This is a genomic window from Pseudoalteromonas sp. MT33b (genome assembly GCF_014117385.1).
GTDB classification, from domain to species: Bacteria; Pseudomonadota; Gammaproteobacteria; order Enterobacterales; family Alteromonadaceae; genus Pseudoalteromonas; species Pseudoalteromonas lipolytica.
Window position 1 is genome coordinate 254,839 of sequence record NZ_CP059832.1, and the last position, 17,472, is coordinate 272,310.

Annotated in this window: 14 protein-coding genes; 9 read left to right on the top strand and 5 right to left on the bottom strand. The window is 43.5% G+C overall.

What is annotated here, in order from left to right:
• Positions 1 to 47 precede the first annotated feature (47 nt).
• Positions 48 to 920: a nuclease-related domain-containing protein gene (locus tag H3302_RS17210; protein WP_036972500.1), complete on the top strand. Its 873-nt coding sequence runs from the start codon at positions 48 to 50 to the stop codon at positions 918 to 920.
• A gap of 1,036 nt (positions 921 to 1,956) precedes the next feature.
• Here H3302_RS17210 and H3302_RS17215 read toward each other — a convergent pair.
• On the bottom strand, positions 1,957 to 2,811 hold the full coding sequence (locus H3302_RS17215; RefSeq protein ID WP_182396682.1) for a LysR family transcriptional regulator: 855 nt from the start codon (positions 2,809 to 2,811) through the stop codon (positions 1,957 to 1,959).
• A gap of 81 nt (positions 2,812 to 2,892) precedes the next feature.
• Here H3302_RS17215 and H3302_RS17220 point away from each other — a divergent pair, with 81 nt between their 5' ends.
• Positions 2,893 to 3,114 carry a DUF2798 domain-containing protein gene (locus tag H3302_RS17220; RefSeq protein ID WP_065979259.1) on the top strand — a complete coding sequence of 74 codons (222 nt, stop codon included), beginning with the start codon at positions 2,893 to 2,895 and terminating at the stop codon, positions 3,112 to 3,114.
• On the top strand, positions 3,111 to 3,398 hold the full coding sequence (locus H3302_RS17225) for a putative quinol monooxygenase (RefSeq protein WP_036972494.1): 288 nt from the start codon (positions 3,111 to 3,113) through the stop codon (positions 3,396 to 3,398). The genes H3302_RS17220 and H3302_RS17225 overlap by 4 nt, the downstream gene beginning before the upstream one ends.
• A gap of 112 nt (positions 3,399 to 3,510) precedes the next feature.
• On the opposite strand, the gene H3302_RS17230 is transcribed toward H3302_RS17225, so the two are convergent.
• The gene (locus H3302_RS17230) at positions 3,511 to 3,816 is read right to left on the bottom strand and encodes a hypothetical protein (RefSeq protein ID WP_182396683.1); all 306 of its coding nucleotides are present in this window, start codon (positions 3,814 to 3,816) and stop codon (positions 3,511 to 3,513) included.
• 113 nt (positions 3,817 to 3,929) lie between these two features.
• On the opposite strand from H3302_RS17230, the gene H3302_RS17235 reads away from it, so the two are divergent.
• Both H3302_RS17235 and H3302_RS17240 read left to right on the top strand, forming a co-directional pair.
• On the top strand, positions 3,930 to 4,844 hold the full coding sequence (locus tag H3302_RS17235; protein WP_074988479.1) for a LysR substrate-binding domain-containing protein: 915 nt from the start codon (positions 3,930 to 3,932) through the stop codon (positions 4,842 to 4,844).
• Positions 4,845 to 5,261: 417 nt separating this feature from the next.
• Positions 5,262 to 5,951 carry a hypothetical protein gene (locus H3302_RS17240; RefSeq protein WP_182396684.1) on the top strand — a complete coding sequence of 230 codons (690 nt, stop codon included), beginning with the start codon at positions 5,262 to 5,264 and terminating at the stop codon, positions 5,949 to 5,951.
• A gap of 77 nt (positions 5,952 to 6,028) precedes the next feature.
• On the opposite strand, the gene H3302_RS17245 is transcribed toward H3302_RS17240, so the two are convergent.
• Positions 6,029 to 8,173, bottom strand: coding sequence for a hypothetical protein (locus H3302_RS17245; RefSeq protein WP_182396777.1), 2,145 nt, complete (start codon positions 8,171 to 8,173; stop codon positions 6,029 to 6,031).
• 113 nt (positions 8,174 to 8,286) lie between these two features.
• Positions 8,287 to 9,744 carry a dGTPase gene (dgt, locus tag H3302_RS17250; protein WP_065979264.1) on the bottom strand — a complete coding sequence of 486 codons (1,458 nt, stop codon included), beginning with the start codon at positions 9,742 to 9,744 and terminating at the stop codon, positions 8,287 to 8,289.
• Positions 9,745 to 9,949: 205 nt separating this feature from the next.
• On the opposite strand from dgt, the gene H3302_RS17255 reads away from it, so the two are divergent.
• The 4 genes from H3302_RS17255 to H3302_RS17270 are packed head-to-tail and all read left to right on the top strand — an operon-like array spanning position 9,950 to position 16,688.
• Positions 9,950 to 11,377 carry a glycerophosphodiester phosphodiesterase family protein gene (locus H3302_RS17255; protein WP_230236217.1) on the top strand — a complete coding sequence of 476 codons (1,428 nt, stop codon included), beginning with the start codon at positions 9,950 to 9,952 and terminating at the stop codon, positions 11,375 to 11,377.
• An 11-nt stretch (positions 11,378 to 11,388) separates the two neighbouring features.
• Entirely contained in the window at positions 11,389 to 13,704 is a 2,316-nt protein-coding gene (locus tag H3302_RS17260) for a carboxypeptidase-like regulatory domain-containing protein (RefSeq protein ID WP_182396685.1), read from the top strand.
• Between the two features lie 17 nt (positions 13,705 to 13,721).
• Positions 13,722 to 15,482 carry a hypothetical protein gene (locus H3302_RS17265; RefSeq protein ID WP_182396686.1) on the top strand — a complete coding sequence of 587 codons (1,761 nt, stop codon included), beginning with the start codon at positions 13,722 to 13,724 and terminating at the stop codon, positions 15,480 to 15,482.
• Positions 15,483 to 15,494: 12 nt separating this feature from the next.
• Positions 15,495 to 16,688: an alkaline phosphatase family protein gene (locus H3302_RS17270; RefSeq protein WP_182396687.1), complete on the top strand. Its 1,194-nt coding sequence runs from the start codon at positions 15,495 to 15,497 to the stop codon at positions 16,686 to 16,688.
• Between the two features lie 87 nt (positions 16,689 to 16,775).
• Here H3302_RS17270 and H3302_RS17275 read toward each other — a convergent pair whose 3' ends face one another.
• Positions 16,776 to 17,312, bottom strand: a complete 537-nt coding sequence (locus tag H3302_RS17275) for a hypothetical protein (protein WP_182396688.1) — start codon at positions 17,310 to 17,312, stop codon at positions 16,776 to 16,778.
• Positions 17,313 to 17,472 lie beyond the last annotated feature (160 nt).

Below are 17,472 nucleotides of genomic sequence, written 5' to 3' on the forward strand. Positions count from 1 at the left end.
TAAATAATTAATGTATAAATAAGCTGTTTTCAAAACAGGTAATGCTAATGGAAAATTTCTTAAATCAAGGACTAAGTCTTTTATTCGTCATCATTGGGGCATACTCAATACTAGGTGTTATATTCTTTAAGTTATGGATACATCAAAAAAATGCAAAGTTACCTATTGAGCGTAAAAAGCTTTTGCGTTTAGCAGCACAGACATTGAATGACCAAGTTAATGACAAAATATTTGACGTTGTAGGTTACATATTTTTAGCAGTATTTATTATCACAATGCCTTTTGCACTTAAAGGGATTGCCGAAATGTTTGCTAGTGGTCAATTAAACTACTTTTTTATCATCTTTATAGCTATCGGCTTAATCTATACGGCAAGAAAGTTATGGCTTGAGTCAGATAAACTTATAAAATTGAAGCTTGGGCGTGATGCTGAATTAGCCGTTGCAGCTGAGTTAATTGAGCTTCAATCACATGGCTACCAAATATTTCATGACATTCAAGCCGATGGGTTTAATATTGATCATCTTGTTATTGGTTCGAATGGTGTTTTTGCAATTGAGACAAAAGGTCGGCATAAGCGCATAAAAGATGACATCAATTATAAAGTGCGATTTGAAAACAATTTATTAGCCTTCCCTTCATGGAATGAGAGTAAGCCGATTGAGCAAGCGGAAATACAATCACAATGGGTCTATAAGTGGTTAAATGAGGCTACGGGGTTTCAAACACAAGTAACACCAATTTTGTGCTTTCCAGGTTGGTTTGTTGAATTAAAACAACGACCACCATTTCCAATTGTTTCCCACAAACAGTTAGCCAAAGCTATCTTATCGATGCGTAAATGCCAGTTAAATGAAGTTATGCAAAAAGCTATTTGTTATCAAGTCATTCAAAGGTGCGCATATAGTTCAAAAGCTTAAATTAAAATTTCTGAGTTTCAGTTGTAAATGCACATCGAGCATGAGGTTAATACGCGCTATAAAATCGCTGCGACAAATTCACTGTTAAAACAGCTCCTACGGGTGGTGGCTTTTAGGTATGGCGGTGTATTTTTGTGTGTTGCGGCAATTGAAAACGCGCGAAATAAATTTCACGCCTACAAGAGCGGAATAGCGCCAAGGTGCGAGATTTGAGATGCGAGATGCGAGATGCGAGATGCGAGATGCGATGTGCGAGCTTAGATATTCAATATTAAAGAGCCAAGCCTAGAGCGAATACGCACTATAAACCGCTGCGAAAGATTCACCGTTAAAACGGCTCCTACGGGTGGTGGCTTTTAGGTATGGCGGTGTATTTTTGTGTGTTGCGGCAATTGAAAACGCGCGAAATAAATTTCACGCCTACAAGGGCGGAATAGCGCCGATTTGTGAAGTGCGATGTGCGAGCTTGGAGATTCAAGCTTAGAGAGTCGAGTTTAAAGAGCTAAGCCTAGAGCGATACGCGCTATAAAATCCCTGCGAAAGATTCACCGTTAAAACGGCTCCTACGGGTGGTGGCTTTTAGGTATGGCGGTGTATTTGGATATTGTGGCGATTGAAAAACGCGCGAAATAAATTTCACGCCTACAAGAGCGGAATAGCGCCGAGGTGCGAGATTTGAGATGCGAGATGCGAGATGCGAGATGCGATGTGCGAGCTTAGATATTCAATATTAAAGAGCCAAGCCTAGAGCGAATACGCACTATAAATCGCTGCGACAGATTCGCCGTTAAAACGGCTCCTACGGGTGGTGGCTTTTAGGTATGGCGGTGTATTTGGATATTGTGGCGATTGAAAAACGCGCGAAATAAATTTCATGCCTACAAGAGCGGAATAGCGCCAAGGTGCGATGTGCGATGTGCGATGTGCGAGCTTAGAGAGTCGATCTTAGATTAGCTATCTTAAAGAGCCAAGCCTAGAGCGAATACGCGATGTTAAATCGCTGCGACAGGCTCCCTCACAACATAAGCAGCAAGTATTAAAGCGCTAATATTTCCCCCTGTAAGCTTGGTGAACCCGCAATACTGGTTTGTAGTTGCGCTATTAATAACTGCGCATTCGCAGAGGGTGTGCGCGAGTGAGCCCACAGGGCGTAAATTGGCCTTGCTGGAATGCTGTGGGGCGTTTCTATATAACTAAAGTTGCGGGTGTCTTTTATGCAGCTAATTTCACTCATGGGCAGTATGCCTACACCGTAGCCTGCTTCGATCATTTTTCTGGCGATTGTAATATCAAAACAAAAGCTTATTTGTTCAAATTCATTTTTTAAAGCGGTTAATAATCCGCTAGGCAGCTGCGACTCTGAATAGGGCAGCACTAGGCGTGATGTTGGCGCCCCTTTCTTTACTATCAGCTTTATGGCAATCGCCCCTAGGCGTTTTTGAAAATAGCTTGAATCTTGTTGTTCGCCCACTCTAATCGCTAGATCAAAACGCTTTTGGCTTAGTTGGCTATTGGCATTACTTGGGTAAATGTGGAGATTAAGCGCAGGGTTGGCTAAGGCAAACTGATTTATTGCGCTCATGAGTGGGCCAGCAATGATATTTTGTGGGCACAAAAGGTAAAAGTCTTTTGCTCCCGACGAGTCATTTAATTGTTTTAATTGGCTATTAAGTGCAAGCACTTGCTGACCGAGTTCATCGTAAAGGGTTTCACCTTTGGCTGTGAGTACAATGCCTCTGGCGGTGCGTTGCAGCAATGGTTCGCCAAGTTTGTCTTCTAATGCCTGTATGCGCCTAGAAAGGGTTGAAAGATTTAAGCCGAGATCTTTTGCTGTTTGACTCATGCTTTTACGGCGCGCTATCTCAATAAACAAATGCAGATCATCCAGCATACGACTCCCTCAATCTTAGTTTGCATTTTCGTGACTGTTGTCACTTGCCCTGTACAAATATAGTAACGCCAAGGAGGACATATGAAAATTCATTTTATTTTTACTGCGGCGTTTTCGTTCTTAATGTCGTTTTTATTATCGGCATGGGTTACATACGTGAATTTAGGCCTAAGCGATACGTTTATAGCAAGTTGGATGAAGGCCTTTGCTAATGCGTGGCCGGCTGCGTTTGTGGTGGCATTTACGGTGGCACCGCCTATTAGAACATGGGTTTTAAAGTTATTTAGTAAGGAATCAGTATGATAAATATAGTTGCAAAAATCACCCCTAAAGCGGCGTTATTCGAAGAGTGTAAAGGGCGTTTACAGTGCATTTTAGCTGCCACTCGCGCAGAGCCTGGATGCAACCGATTCGAGTTGTTTGCAAGTAAGGAGCAGCGCTGTTTGTTTTTGGTGGAGCAGTTTGTATCGCAAGCTGCGCTTGATGCGCATTATGCTCAGCCTTATACCAAAGCGGTGTTCGCGTTTTATGAGAATGCGTTGGCAGAGCCGGTTGAAGTTGAGAAAGTAGAAGAAGTTATAAACTAGAAGTTAGACGTTAGAAATTAGACGTTAGAAATTAGAAGTTTTGGGCGCTAAAAAACTAGGCTACTGGGGAAGTACTGCTATTCGTAGCCTAGTTTTACAAGGTTGAAACAGGTTAAAGCATGGTTAAAATTTGTTTGGCTTTGTCACGTGTGAGGCAAGCGGCCATGGGGCGTTTGGCAAATAATTTTGCAGACACGGTGTGCTCTTTGCCATTGTATTGATTTTGCAGTGTTTGCACATTCACGCGGCACGTTACGGTGTATTGGTTTTCAACGTAGCGAATTTCAACGCGTTCTACTTTTTGAATTAAGTTTTTATAGGGGTAGCCTTCGTCGGTATCAAGCTGAGTTACAGCGGGTTGGTTTGCATAGCTTGCACTCGATAGGCAAATAAAGAGTAAAATGATGCAGTATTTCATAACAGTTATCCTTAATTGATGGCGGTTGGCTGTATGAGTATTACGTGAGAGAACAATGCTGACAAACGATTAAAAATTGCCTATGCTTAAGTTTTTATTAACCATAAGCGCATATGAAACTTCCTCCTTTAAAGAGCCTTTGGTATTTTAAGCATGCTGCAAAGCTTGGCAGCTTTAAGCTGGCCGCTGAGCAGTTATTTGTAAGCCAAGCTGCTGTGAGCCAACAAATTCGGCTACTCGAACAGCAACTGGGTTGTGCTTTATTTACCCGTCATACGCGTTACGTTGAACTAACGCGTCAGGGCGAGCAATTATTGCCTCATGTACTCAAGGGGTTTGATCATTTGCATACGGGTGTGCAGTCATTAAGCCAAGACAGTCACCCAAATACGTTAAATTTATCGGTGCTGCCTTCGTTTGCTAGTGGCTGGTTACTGGGGCGTATCAGCGATTTTCAACACCAATACCCAAACATAAAAGTACGTATTGAGCCTAGCGATCAATTGGCCGACTTTTCAACGGGGCAAGTTGATTTAGGTATCCGCTTTGGTCTTGGTAATTACCCAGACTTACAAAGTGAGCTTTTAACCGACGACAGCTTATTTTTAGCTTACAAACCGGGTTTAATTGATGTAACTAAAACGCTTAAGCCGCAAGTAATGGCGCAAAAACTAATAAAAGATATTTGCCCCGATGCCGAACGAGGTTGGTTAACGTTTGCAGAGCAATTAGGCATGAACGCCGATGCGTTACCTTCGCTCGAAATAGACAATGCGGCATTGGTTATACAAGCAACCCTTGCAGGGCAAGGTATTGCTATCGTTCGCCGACGCCTAATAGAAACGCAATTACAACTTGGGCAGCTTGAAATTTACCCCGACTTTGAATACCCATGCCAATTTAAATACTATTTAGCGGGGCCAGCAGAGCATTTTACATGGCACAAGGTGCAGGTTTTTAAAGACTGGTTAATGCGCCAATTTGAGCTTGACGACGAGCAATTTTATAAGCATCAGCAGTCACTTTAATAACTAAGCGGCATTATATTAATTCAAGAATACTTAATTATTTTGAGGGATTAAACCTGTCGCTAGCGGTGCTTAAAATGTCTGGTTTATGACTACATGGATGCAGGAGGTAGCGCAATGCAGGAGCAATTGCCGAGAACAACTCAATAACGACATGTTTGCCGTGTTATCAACGGGATTTTATTGCCCCAAGATTGCTCACTTAATTAAATGAATAGGTAGTACAGTCTGTTGTAGCAAGAATGATTTAATAGTGGCAGCGCCCAGTAGGTAAATAATGAATACGAGGAGCGTATTCACCTTAGCCATTATTTAAAGAAGAGCGGATAAAGAAGCGCGGAGATTTAACGCAACCGTATTGAATTTTTAGCTAAAAATGGTACTCTGTTCCTCTCTATTTTACAGTGACGTAAATTAATGATTAAACGGATTTTATTCTCTCTGTTATTGTCGCCGTGTGTGTCATGGGCGCAAACAACAGCACCTTCAGTTGAATGCCACGCTATGGAAGCTGAACGCAGTGAACTGCAATCGGCACTGCGTAAAACTCACCTGCTCGACGAAGTTGATGATTACAAACAGCGCATTCAAAACTTATCTGATCGCATTGCATCGAATTGTTTAACCGAAGCGCAAATAGCTGAGCGCAAGTTCGCATTTTATAACCATGATATTGCTTACCTTGAAAATTCGTTAGCTAAACCCTTGTCAGAACAAGCATATATTAGCAAGCAGGCCGCATGGGACCGTTTTTATGTGATCCCGTCTCGTTGCCTTAATAAGCCATTGTCAGTGCAATATTTAGAGTGGTGTATTGAGAATAAGCAAGTGCAGTTTCAGCAGTTTGATATGCTATGGCAGCAAAAGAGCACCCAAACGGTGCGTTCAGAAGTAACATCTAACGACTCATTTCATGAGTTTAAATTACCCAGTAAAGCCGAAAGAACAAAGTTAAGTGCAGAGCGTGAAATAAAGCGCCACACCTACAAGAGTGACTCGTTTTTGCCAAAAAACATTATTCTTTTGTGTGTGCTGGCCGTGGCTGTTTTCTTTTCGTTGATATTTGTTTTTCATTGGTTAATGCGCCCGCGCACCACACTGAAATAAAAAGGGAAAGCACGGTGCTTTCCCTTTTTTTAAAATCTTTATTGATTAAAAAATCTTTATTTAAAAAACCTTAGTCGCTAGTCGTCGGTTTTGAGTTGTTTGGCGCGTTCTTCGGCGTCGATTAAGGCTTGAGATTTCGGCTGTTTAGCTTTGCTCTCTAACGAGGGTTTTTCTGATGAGTTTGGATCCCACGCAGGGTCTAGCGACAAGTTAGCAAACGGATTGTGTGGCTTACTGTCGGTATGCTCGTCGTTATCATCTTGCTGTGCTGGCTCTTGCTCGGTTTCGGTTAGTGTTGCATCATCGTTTTGCTCTGTATATTCAACCTGAGTGTGCTTAGGCTCTTCGTACAGTTCTTGCTCAAGTGCTTGTAACGCTTTTGCCAGATCGTCGTCGCTAATATCGTCGTCGGTGTTTGATGGCTTAGGTTCTGTAACTAGCGATGGCTGGTCGCTAAATTGATCGGCAAATGATAAATCGTCACCCATTAACGATGATAAGTCGTACTCTGGTACGTCATCTTTTACAGGCTCGTCGTCTGAAAGCGGCTCTTGCTTTGCGTACTCGTCGAAGCCGAATGATGAACTGCTAGTAAAAGCAGGCGCTTGTTCGAGCTCGTCATTTTCAAGCTCGTTACTTTCAAGATCGTTACTTTCAAGAGCACTGCTTTCAAAACTATCGTTTTCAAGAACGTTACTTTCAAGGTCGTCATTTATAAGCTCATTGGTCAATGGCTCGTCGTCTGTAAGTGGCTCTTGCTTTGCGTACTCGTCGAAGCCGAATGATGAACTGGTAGTAAAAGCAGGCGCTTGTTCGAGCTCGTTATTTGAAAGCTCGTTACCTTCAAGAACACTGCTTTCAAGGTTGTCTCTTTCAAGAGCATCGCTTTCAAAATCGCTACTTTCAAAACTGTTACTTTCAAGGTCATCACTTATAAGCTCATTGGCTAATGGCTCGTCGTCTGTAAGCAGCTCTTGCTTTGCGTACTCGTCGAAGCCGAATGATGAACTGCTTAACAAGGTTTCAGCTTGTGTGGGCTCGGCTATAATTTTGGGCTCAGTATCTTTGGGCTCAGTTTCATCTTTGGGCTCAGCCTCGTCGTTGTCGAGTTCGAGCTCATTAAACTGATCCGCATCGGCAAAATCAGTGTGTTGCTCGTGAAAGTCGCGTTCAGCACTAAAGCGGGCAAGTTCCGAAAGCTCATCGTTGCTGTCTTCGTTGTCTGTGGCTGTAAACGAACGATTTTGCTCTAATTCACTCTCTATGTCGGGGGCTTGTTCTGTGCTTTGCTCTGCAAGTATCGCGGTGGTGGCCGATTTAAGTTCTTCGGCTTCTTTATTTGCGTTTGCGGCGGCTTTTAGTGCTTGCGCTTCTAGTAAGCTGTGTTCAAGTTCAGGATGTGTGTCTTGTTGTTTACTTTTGCGTAATCGTACAATAAACAAACCCGCCACAAGCAGCACTAATAGCACGATTAAGCTGGGCATAAGCAGTGACGTTGACGAACTAGGCGCGGCGCTTTGCACCGGGGCTGGTTGTGGTGTTGGTGCAGGCTCTGCAGGTATTGGCGCGGCATCGACTGGTTTTTCTGCCTCTGTTGCTGACACAGGGGGTGTATCAGATGCGGGCTCGCTTTCAAGGTTATCAGTTAAATTATTTGTCTGCGGCGCTGTTGTTTGTGATGCTGTTACTTGCGGCGTTGCTGTCTGCGCCGCTGTTAGCGCTTCGTTAGTCTCGTTTTGCGGCTGCGGTACGCTCTGCACTGGCTCTGTTGTTTCGAGCGCTGATGCATTGGCAACAGGTTCAATGGCGGCTGCATCAGAAATGAGTTCTGGCTCTGATGTAGGCGGCGTATCTTGAGTTGCTTGCTCTAATTGCGTTACGTCGAGGTTTTGTGGCTCAGGTGCTGGAGTATCGTCAGCAATACCTTGAATGGCAGCCGAGTGCTCTGTTGGGCTTACTGATTTGTTGGGGGTTATGGGGGTTGATTCTGCCGATTGCGCGGTTAACTTTTCAAATGCTTCGACATTGTGGACAGGCGTCGGATTTTTACAGTTCTTTTCATAGTTACGAGCTGCAGAGCGATAATTGCGATTACTCGTATTATTACGAAATTCATGCATTTGTTGTTTTAACAAAATGCACATGGCCTCATTATACTGCGCTTCGCTGGTGAAACTTACACTAGCAAGTATCAGTAAAAGTGTTGTTTTTATAATTGGCATAGTTTCCTGACCAGTAAGGTTAATCTGGTGACCCAAACAATGACTTAATTCTAAGCCTTGATGGGTTTTTTATCCACATTTTGTTAACAAATTAAAATAAATAGCTAAATGAATCAATCAATAACCATTAAAGCGCGGTACTCGTCGTAAGCAAATTGGTCGGTCATACCGCTAATGTAATCTTGAACAAGTCTGCAACGGTAATAAAACTCATAGGCTGCAAAGTGATCGGGCTCTGCTTTTAAGGCATCAATGGCTTTTTGGTAGCTGTTTATGTGTTTATTTGAGAGCTTTTTAACGAGCCGTGTTTCAATTAAATACTGAGGGTCGCCTTTTAAAACCCGTTTAAAGGCGTCGTGGTCAAGGGCGAGTAACGGTTTGTAGCAATCGAGCAAACCGCTAATGATCCGATAACCTTGCAGTTCTAGGCGCTCTACTTCTTTGTGGCAAAATACATGTTTAATGGCCACTTGTTTTAACGTGAGTGTGACTGCATGTAAGTGACTGCGATCTTCCAGTAAGGCTTGGTTAAAGTCGCCGTGGTAAATGGCTTCAATATTGCCAACAAAACGCTCTGCGGCATAATTTACCAACGGGTGTAGCAAGGTCACGCGTAGGTAAATAAAAAACTCGCTATTATAGTTATAGGGCTGCTCGGCGGCTTTACTCAGTGCGTAATCAATGGCTTTTTCGGCAAAGTCACTGTGCTTGGTGTCGTTAAGCGTGAGGTTTGTTAAGGTGCGCGTGTATTGCTCTTTTAATTTTTCGCACAGTAGTTCAACGTTTATAATGCCTTTTTCTACAGCGTCTTCTATGTCGGCAAGGCAATACGAAATGTCGTCGGCTGCTTCCATTATGTAACTTGCGGGATGGCGGCAATATTGCTCTATATCAAGCTCGGTTTGCAGTGCCTCAATAAAGGGTTTTTCGCTAAAGTAATAACCCACTTTTTTCATTAAGTAATTTTTGTCTTGTGGGATGTCTTTTTTAGCCATGCTGGCAGGGCGGGTGTACTTTAATATGCCGGCGCTTTGGCTGTATGTTAGGTTGAGTGAAAGCAAAGAATGAATAATGCGAATACCTTGCGCATTGCCTTCAAAATTTTTGATGTCTTGTGCAAGGTGCTTAAAAATAACATGTATGCCACTGGCTTTGCAGCGCTCTGGCGTGAGCGACTCTAGGTGTTTTTCAAACCATTGGTTTATGGCGGCTTCGCCAAAGTGACCAAATGGCGGGTTGCCAATGTCGTGCATCAAACACGCCATTTCAACAAGGCTCTCTAAGGGCCTTTCTAGGCCTGCAAGGCCATACTCTTTTTGTTGGGCGTCGCTTAACTTATTAAAAATTGTTTGCACTATAAAGCGCCCCACTTGTTGTACTTCAAGAGAGTGGGTTAGCCGCGAGCGCACCGCTGCATTGCGTTCGAGTGGGAAAACTTGGGTTTTTTGTTGTAAACGACGAATGGCGGCACTGTTAATAATGCGCCCCCGATCACTTTCAAGGGCAGTGTGTAACGTGTTGGTTGAGCGCATTTCGCGCGCAGGGGTAATTTTTTTACGAAAGTCGATCATGTTTCATTCCCACGAGGCGCTTCCTATTAGGCTGCTCAGTGTTGTTATCAAAACTGCGATAGTTATTAAATTTAATCTAACAGCTTGTATCTTAAATTAAAATATTTGGATTAATTAAAGTTATTACTTTAAATCGGGACCTCTATTCATATATTATTCAGCTTTACACACTTCTTTATGAGCTCTAATAAAAAAGGAAAGCCTTTTGGCTGTAAATGCAATGATGCAAACTTCGTTTACTAAACCTTTGCTGCTGGTCGGCATTTTACTTATTTGTGTTGGCTTAACGGCCTGTAAAAGTACCCCAGAAGCGACTCCCGAAAGCACGCTCACTGTTGCACAAAAGCAAGCAGTGAAAGCCAAGCAAGAAGCACTGTTTGCCCGAGGCTTCTTTGAGAGCCAACTTGGCAATATTAACTATGTGTCGGCGCGACAATGCAGTGGATTTAACCTGCAAAGCCACCGAGGTTCGATTCGTTACGCCGAAAACTCAGTTAATGCAGTGATTGATGCCATTGATAATAACTTTGACGTGATTGAAATTGACGTGCGTATTACCCGCGACGATGTGTGGGTTGTACACCACGATGCGCGTACCGGCCGCGAAACGGGCACGGTCGACAACAAGCGTCGCAAAATTGAGTCGATGAGTTATAAAAAAGAGTGGGGGTATTTACGCCTGCGCAATCAAGATACAGGCTTACTGAGTGATGACTTGCCTGCCTCTTTTCGTGAGTTAGCGTCGAGCTTTGCGCGTTATCGTAAACCGCATCAAAAGCTTAATATTGAAATTAAATCAAACGCTTCGATCAACGATCTTAAAATGCTCGACTACCTGGCGTACGAATACATTGGTGGCGGTAATTACTTTTTTAGCAGTTTAGAAATGCGCAATTTAACGCGTATGCGTGACATTAACCCCGACATTTATTTAGCGTTTATTCAGTCGCCAGCTAAAGCGTCTATGAACAAGCTGGCCAGTGACTTAAAACGCGGTGCAGGGAGTGACCCTATTTATGAGCGCAACAAAGAACAGCTCGAAAGCTTGCAAGCGTTAGGTAATCGTTATCACCGTGAAAAGCGTTACGACAGCCCGTTGCAGCTCGACAAATTAGCAAAACAGCTGAAGCGTAACTTTGGCTACGTGCTTGATATTCGACACTACAAGCAAACCGCTGCTCGTTTAAAGCCCAGTGCCAAGGCGCGTGGCATTATGATTGCGACTTATTCAATTAACGGTCACGACTATCATGAGCGCAGTTTACTAGCGCAGTCGCGCTCGGTGCGTCCCGACTCTGTGATTATTGACGACACGGTGTATGGCTTTTGCTCGGTGTTTGAGCTGCCAAACGTGACCCCTTATTTTAGCGATGAAGCCGACGCTAAGTTAATAGCAAGCATGCCCGATGATCTTGATTTAGAGCGCCTAGACGAGCTTAAAGCGTATCAAAGTAACAAGCTTTATCCAGCTGTTGGAGGCACGCTTAAATCGACTCAAGCAGTGAGCTATGTTCCTCAGGTTACACAGACGCCTAAAGCACCCAATCTCGAAATTGGCACACGCCAAGCCGATGAAGACTTTAGCTTGGAAACCGACCCAGCGGTTGAATTAGAACTACGTAAAAAGCAATAAAGAACAATACTATGACTACAATAATAAAGCCGTTTTGGTGGCGCTGTCTGCTGCTTGTTTTAGCTACTTTATATTTATTACCCGAAGCTATTTTTAATGCGCAACTTGTGTCGCTCGTGGGGTTAGGCACCCCTTCTGCGGCCGATTTAGAGCACCTCGAAATTTATGGGCGTGCGGTGTCGGGCGTTGGTGTCGCACTGTTATTAGCCGACTTTTTACCCAAAGCCATGGTTGCTAAAGTTGGCCGCGGTGTTGTTTCGTTTATTGCGCTACTTTGCCTTGTGTGGCCGGTGGTGTTTTTTGGGCAAAAGTACGCCATCGAAAAAACGTTAATAGAACCCTCAACGGCTGAGCAACGCCAGTTTGCAACCTATAGCGCAGCGCTGCGTGATGCCTTGGCAATTAACTCAATTAAAGTAAACGACCTTGATTATAACCCTGAACAGTTGCATAGCTCAGAAAACCTGACTTTTTTGGCGTTGTTTGGTGGCCTACTTTATAGCGATGCGGCACTGTCTGATAACCTTGAGCAAGATAAGCGTAAAATTATTGCCTCTTTCGTGCAAAAGAAGGCGTATCAAGACTTTGATAAACATTATAAAAATTACAGCCAGTTGTACGATGAGCTGGTGGTTAAGTACAAAGCCTACGCACAGGGCAGTAAAAAATATAACCACACGTTAGCCAGCATTGGTGAGCGCGAACAAGGTTATTGGCAACAGGTTGAGCAAGAAATCAACAGCGGGTGGAATAAGTATCAACAAGCGCAAAAAGCCCATATTGCTAAAGCCTCTGCGCGTGCACAAAAGTACGGCCCGAAAATATACGATTACCACAATAGTATTGCGAAGTGCCGTGAGCGCTACGATAAAAGCAGCGAAAAAGACCGCCGTAATCGCTGTTACGAACGTGAAGCGGCCGATTACAGAAGCACCATTTTAAAAGCCGGTATTGGTTACATTGAGCCAGACTATTGGTTAATTGAAGAAGATGTCTCGGTGGCAGAAAACGCCGCAGGCACTATTTTAATGGGCGTGCTAACGGGCGGTGTTTACACTGCATTGCAAGCGGCAAGTTTAGCGACCGGTGGCGACGGCGGTTTTAAAGATAAGCGGTATAAATACACCGACGACCCTGATCATTATCAACTACGTTTTTTACAGCATCCTAATTTTCATAAAATGTTTGCTAAAGAAACGGGTTACCCGTTTACCCTTGAAAACTTAATGGCGTTTCGTGCACACGACACCACGCAACAAAAGCTGCGTGCTCATTTTGCAAGCAAAGGCCTTGAGCTTGATAGCACGTGGAATGTGAATCAACGTCAGGTATTTGCTAATGCCGTTGCGACTAAAGTCACTCAAGAAGCGACAAACCAATGGCAAAGTGAAATGCGCAAACGGGGTATGAGCTTACAGCCTAACTTAAGCTGGGTTGAGTTTCAGCTACACCCAGAAATTCAAGCCAAAATCGCCGACCGTATGGGCGACTTATACGTGAAAAACATTCGCGCAGACTGGAATAAAAAGAACTTTAAAGATCAGGTGCTTGATCCCAATATTGAAAAACGTACCGACAAGTACGTAGCCATGCTTAATAGCGCTGAAGGTAAATTTGCCGATGGCGGTGAGTACGCGCAGTACGGTAAACAGGCGTTGCGTTCGGTGATTATTCCGCCTATTTCAATGTCGTTATCGTTATTTTTAATTTGTTTAACGTTTAGCAAGCTGCCGTTGAAATTATGGCAACTTATTAAACCTGCCCAAGAAAAGCAGCCAACAACATGGCTGAGCGTACTGCAAAAACTGATAATGCCTGCCGTGATTTTAATTGCCCCAGTGCTCTTTATTCATAATAGCTTTACCGAAGATGAGCAAAGCCCGGTTAACTACTTTTTAGACAAAGTGGATGAGTCGAGTAATCCGGTATTTAGCTACGCGATTCGTTGGACTCTTCATGCCCAGCCAGTACTGCATCCTTTAGGCTTAGCCTTTGAAGAAAAACTGCATATATACGAGCGTTTTAGCCCGATGAGCCATGCGCTGGCACAGGTTGATATTTTACGTCACGACACGGCAAATTTAAGCGCCGAGCAACAATCTCGCAGACAATATTTGGTTGAGCAAAAAACCAAACTGACCATTGCCACCAATGCACCTAATGCCACGGTTCGTATTATGAATATAGGCCCTAAGTACCGCCCAGGAATGACTTTAAAAACGGGCGCGTACGATATTCAGGTGTCGGCACCGGGGTATAAAACGTATCGTCGTTGGCATCAAATAGAGGCTGGCGAGCAAACATTAACAATTGATTTAAGTAAATAATTAAGCAAGGAATGACTATGCAACATTGCCAAAATACGGTGTATGCTACCGATCTTCACTGTTGTGATTGTGGTGAAGCTCTTGAGCAAAAAAGACAAATGCACACGGTTGAAGAGCTCAACCCAGACTTGCTTGCTGAAGTAAAACACTACTCGCCACAAGCCTGCACTATTACCGGTGTTGTTAAATCGATGTACTACTATAAGCGCCGTTATAAAACCAATAATGACGATATGTTATATGGCTATTGGTGGTTAGAAGTTGAAGACAAACACGGCCAGATTCACGAGTTTAGCGTGGATGCTGAAAAAGAGGTGATTGCTAATTTACAAAAGGGCAATGTGATCACTGCATTTCAGCCAAGCCCTTTGACACTAAATTACCGAATAGCAAACAACGACGCGATTAAAGTCGTGAAGAATAACCGCTTTATGCCAATTGTGATTGTGCACTTTGCTGATCAACAATACCGCAGTTGGGATAGCAGCATTAACCGAGCCTACACCGGCGGGACTGTGCTATGGCTTGTATTGGGCTTTATTACATTTTTAGTGATGCTATTTGCTGCCAAACTTGAGTTTGTGCCGGCATTATTAGCAACCTTGCCTGTCGCTATCGGGGTATTTATTGCAGAACATAAATACCATAAAAAAGCCAAGGCCAAAAAGGAAGCACACTACGATGCGATTTTAGCGGCCACCGATGTCATGTTATCAACCAGTCAAAATCAATTGGGGTATCACATGCTTGCTCGCTTGCCGAGTAAGTCCGATGTAATTTGTATTTCGTGTCAGCAGCGTATTAGTAAAGATGCCGCACACTGTTATTGTTGTGGTGTTAAGCAGCATGTTGAGCCGGTAGCATCGGTTTTGGCAGATGACGAGCAAAGCACAGAAAACCAAACGGTGAGTGCAGAGCGAAAGGCTGAATCACATTTAGTTAAACCAACCACTATTGCTGATCTTGAACACGCCATAATGGGTGAATACAGCCTAGACTACAAAACAAACTATGTGCATAAAAACGTGTGGGCGCGTAATGAAAAGGGCACTATTCGTCACCGAGCCGTGCTAGGTAAAGTATTAGACAAAGCACAAAGCGCGCACGCCAATGAAACCCGTGAAACAGTCACTACAACAGAAACCACCACCACCTACCGTGGCGGTAATTATGTTGGCACCGATGTGACAGAGCGCGTTCAGGTATACCGTAATCGTAGCACGACCCTAAAAGGTGAGATCATGCTCGAAACAGCCTCGGGCGAGCCGTATATTTTTAAAGCCGGTGAAGACTTATTAGGGTCTGTCGATGTCGGTGATTGGGTTTACTATGCCTACAGTGATGTAGAAACACAGCGTTATTCAAAGTACTTCCGTGAGTATGCGGTGAATGTGAGTAAAGATATTAAATATGATTACTCATCAGTTAAACGCTTTGGTATGGTGCATGGTTTTAACCGTATGGTAATGCTAGGCCTTACATCAATTGGCTTGGCTTGGTATTTAGACCCGCAAGATTTTTATCCACTGGTGAATGCGCTTGTGCCAGACGCAGGCATTGAGTTACTTGATCAATACCCGCAAGTCGTGGAGCATTTAGATGGCTTTCCTGTTGTGGTATTTATTGTGTTGAGTGTGGTTACTGGGCTGTGGGGATTTATGTATAGCTTAGCAAATGGTACACGTTTAAAACGCAGTGTGAAAAAGCTTGAAAGCACGATCACAAAATTTTCAAAAGAGTACGGTAACATACTCGAACGAATCAAAAAATTAAACTAACAAGGGTTTTGTATGCGTATTTTTCAGTTACTTTTAGCAGGTTTGTTAATCATAAGTGGAACGGTAAAAGCCGATAGTGAGCAGTCTGTTGTGCTTATTTCGATTGATGGGTTTCGCTGGGATTACATTGAAAAACACCGTGCATCTGCGTTAAAAGCAATCAGTGAACAGGGTGTAAGGGCAACCAAAATGCGCCCTGTTTATCCAACTAAAACTTTTCCTAATCACGTGTCGATTATTACGGGGTTGTTGCCAGTAAACCACGGTATTGTTGATAACCGTTTTTGCGATACACAGCGCAATGAGTGTTACAGCATGGGCAAAGGCAAAGACGACAGCACTTGGCTAAATGGTATTCCGCTTTGGAACCTTGCACAAATGCAGGGGGTTAAAGCGGCAACCTATTTTTGGCCAGAGTCTGATGCGCGCTTTAACGGCATGTTGCCAGATTACTTTTATCACTATTCTAAGCACAGTGATTACCAAAAACGTGTTGATCAAATTATTCAATGGTTAAGCTTACCAAAAGAAAAGCGCCCACGTTTGGTGGTGAGTTACTTTTCGTTGGTAGACAGTATGGGGCATGAGTATGGCCCTGATGCAAAGCAAACCTTTGATGCAGTACAAACCTTAGATGCCTTAATGGCAGACTTGCACACACGCTTAAAAGCGCTTGATGAGAATATTAATTTGGTGATTGTTTCTGATCATGGCATGTCGACAGTTGATCCCCAACAGAGCATCAAAATTAGTCAGCTACCAGAGGATGATAACTTCATTGTTAAAAACACCGGTCCGCGCGTGCTTTATTACGCCAAACCAGATAGCCAAGCCGATATTGCGGGGTTTAGCAAAAAGCTTGCTCAGGCGGCAGATGGCCGATACATCGTTTTAAATGATCAACAAAAGCGTGATTATCATTACGATAAAGGCCCGCGTGTGGGGGATATTATTTTACAAACGACTGCACCGCGCGTATTCACCGACAGCAAAATGGCGCCTTATTTAGGCACCCATGGTTACGCATACACCGATGATATGGCCGCCACATTTATTGCCACCGGCCCTGCGTTTAAAAACGGTATGCAACTTGATGAAGTGAGTAACTTAGATGTGTATCCGCTTATTGCAAATATATTAGGCCTGAAAATTTTAAGCCCTATCGACAGCGATGGCGCGACTTTATGGCCAGTGTTAAACAAGTAATACGCGGCTTAAAAGCAAAGAGCGAGCGTGTAGTGCGATGTAAAACCGCGGCTACAAACTCGCCCTTTGTTGCTTGAATCTTGTCACTTACAGCTTGGTTACCCAGCCATACTTGCCATAACTTTCAAATTGGTAGTTTTCGTTACCCGCATTAAACTGCCCGTGTAAGGTATTTTCTGTCAGGGTCATAACGGCTTGATGGTCGTTTTGTGCGTGATCATTTAGCTTACCAAACACACTGCGATCACCGTTGCTGGCTTCAATAATGTCGGTAATTTCGACGGTGTAGCTTAGGTATTCGTCTACCTTCAAAATATACTGATCACCGGTTTTTAAGGTTTTTAGTGTTTCAATATCAAATTCACTAAATGCGGTATCGCTCAGCGTTTTAGGTAAGCGCCTTTGTTTGTATAAGTAGTCGTGCGCTTTGTTTGAAAGCTGATTAAGGGGCGCGGTTAAGTTAACAATAGGCTGAGGTGCAATAAATTGCTCATCTGATTTGTATGCAATAACAGGCTTTTCAGCGCTTGGCGTAGAGATAAAGCCATCGCTTTGAATATGCCATTCGTTAAGCGCAAATGCACTGATTGGAAGAATGAAGATTAATGCAAGCGTCCTGTTCACATGTTTCTCTTACGGGTTTTAATGTTAACTTAATGTAAGTTTTTACCTTAAATTAACTTAATGGTCAATAGTTGTTCTATCAATGCTGCTTTTGGTAATCGTGACGATAAAATTTATTTGTTTTACTCGGGCTGCAATGCTGCGCATAATCCGCGTTTTT

Bases quoted from the DNA above. Each gene is read 5' to 3' on its own strand.
- H3302_RS17270 (WP_182396687.1), top strand. From the start codon at position 15,495: ATGCGTATTTTTCAGTTACTTTTAGCAGGTTTGTTAATCATAAGTGGA.
- H3302_RS17260 (WP_182396685.1), top strand. From the start codon at position 11,389: ATGACTACAATAATAAAGCCGTTTTGGTGGCGCTGTCTGCTGCTTGTT.
- dgt (WP_065979264.1), bottom strand. From the start codon at position 9,744: ATGATCGACTTTCGTAAAAAAATTACCCCTGCGCGCGAAATGCGCTCA.
- H3302_RS17225 (WP_036972494.1), top strand. From the start codon at position 3,111: ATGATAAATATAGTTGCAAAAATCACCCCTAAAGCGGCGTTATTCGAA.
- H3302_RS17215 (WP_182396682.1), bottom strand. From the start codon at position 2,811: ATGCTGGATGATCTGCATTTGTTTATTGAGATAGCGCGCCGTAAAAGC.
- H3302_RS17235 (WP_074988479.1), top strand. From the start codon at position 3,930: ATGAAACTTCCTCCTTTAAAGAGCCTTTGGTATTTTAAGCATGCTGCA.
- H3302_RS17265 (WP_182396686.1), top strand. From the start codon at position 13,722: ATGCAACATTGCCAAAATACGGTGTATGCTACCGATCTTCACTGTTGT.
- H3302_RS17220 (WP_065979259.1), top strand. From the start codon at position 2,893: ATGAAAATTCATTTTATTTTTACTGCGGCGTTTTCGTTCTTAATGTCG.
- H3302_RS17240 (WP_182396684.1), top strand. From the start codon at position 5,262: ATGATTAAACGGATTTTATTCTCTCTGTTATTGTCGCCGTGTGTGTCA.
- H3302_RS17230 (WP_182396683.1), bottom strand. From the start codon at position 3,816: ATGAAATACTGCATCATTTTACTCTTTATTTGCCTATCGAGTGCAAGC.
- H3302_RS17210 (WP_036972500.1), top strand. From the start codon at position 48: ATGGAAAATTTCTTAAATCAAGGACTAAGTCTTTTATTCGTCATCATT.
- H3302_RS17245 (WP_182396777.1), bottom strand. From the start codon at position 8,173: ATGCCAATTATAAAAACAACACTTTTACTGATACTTGCTAGTGTAAGT.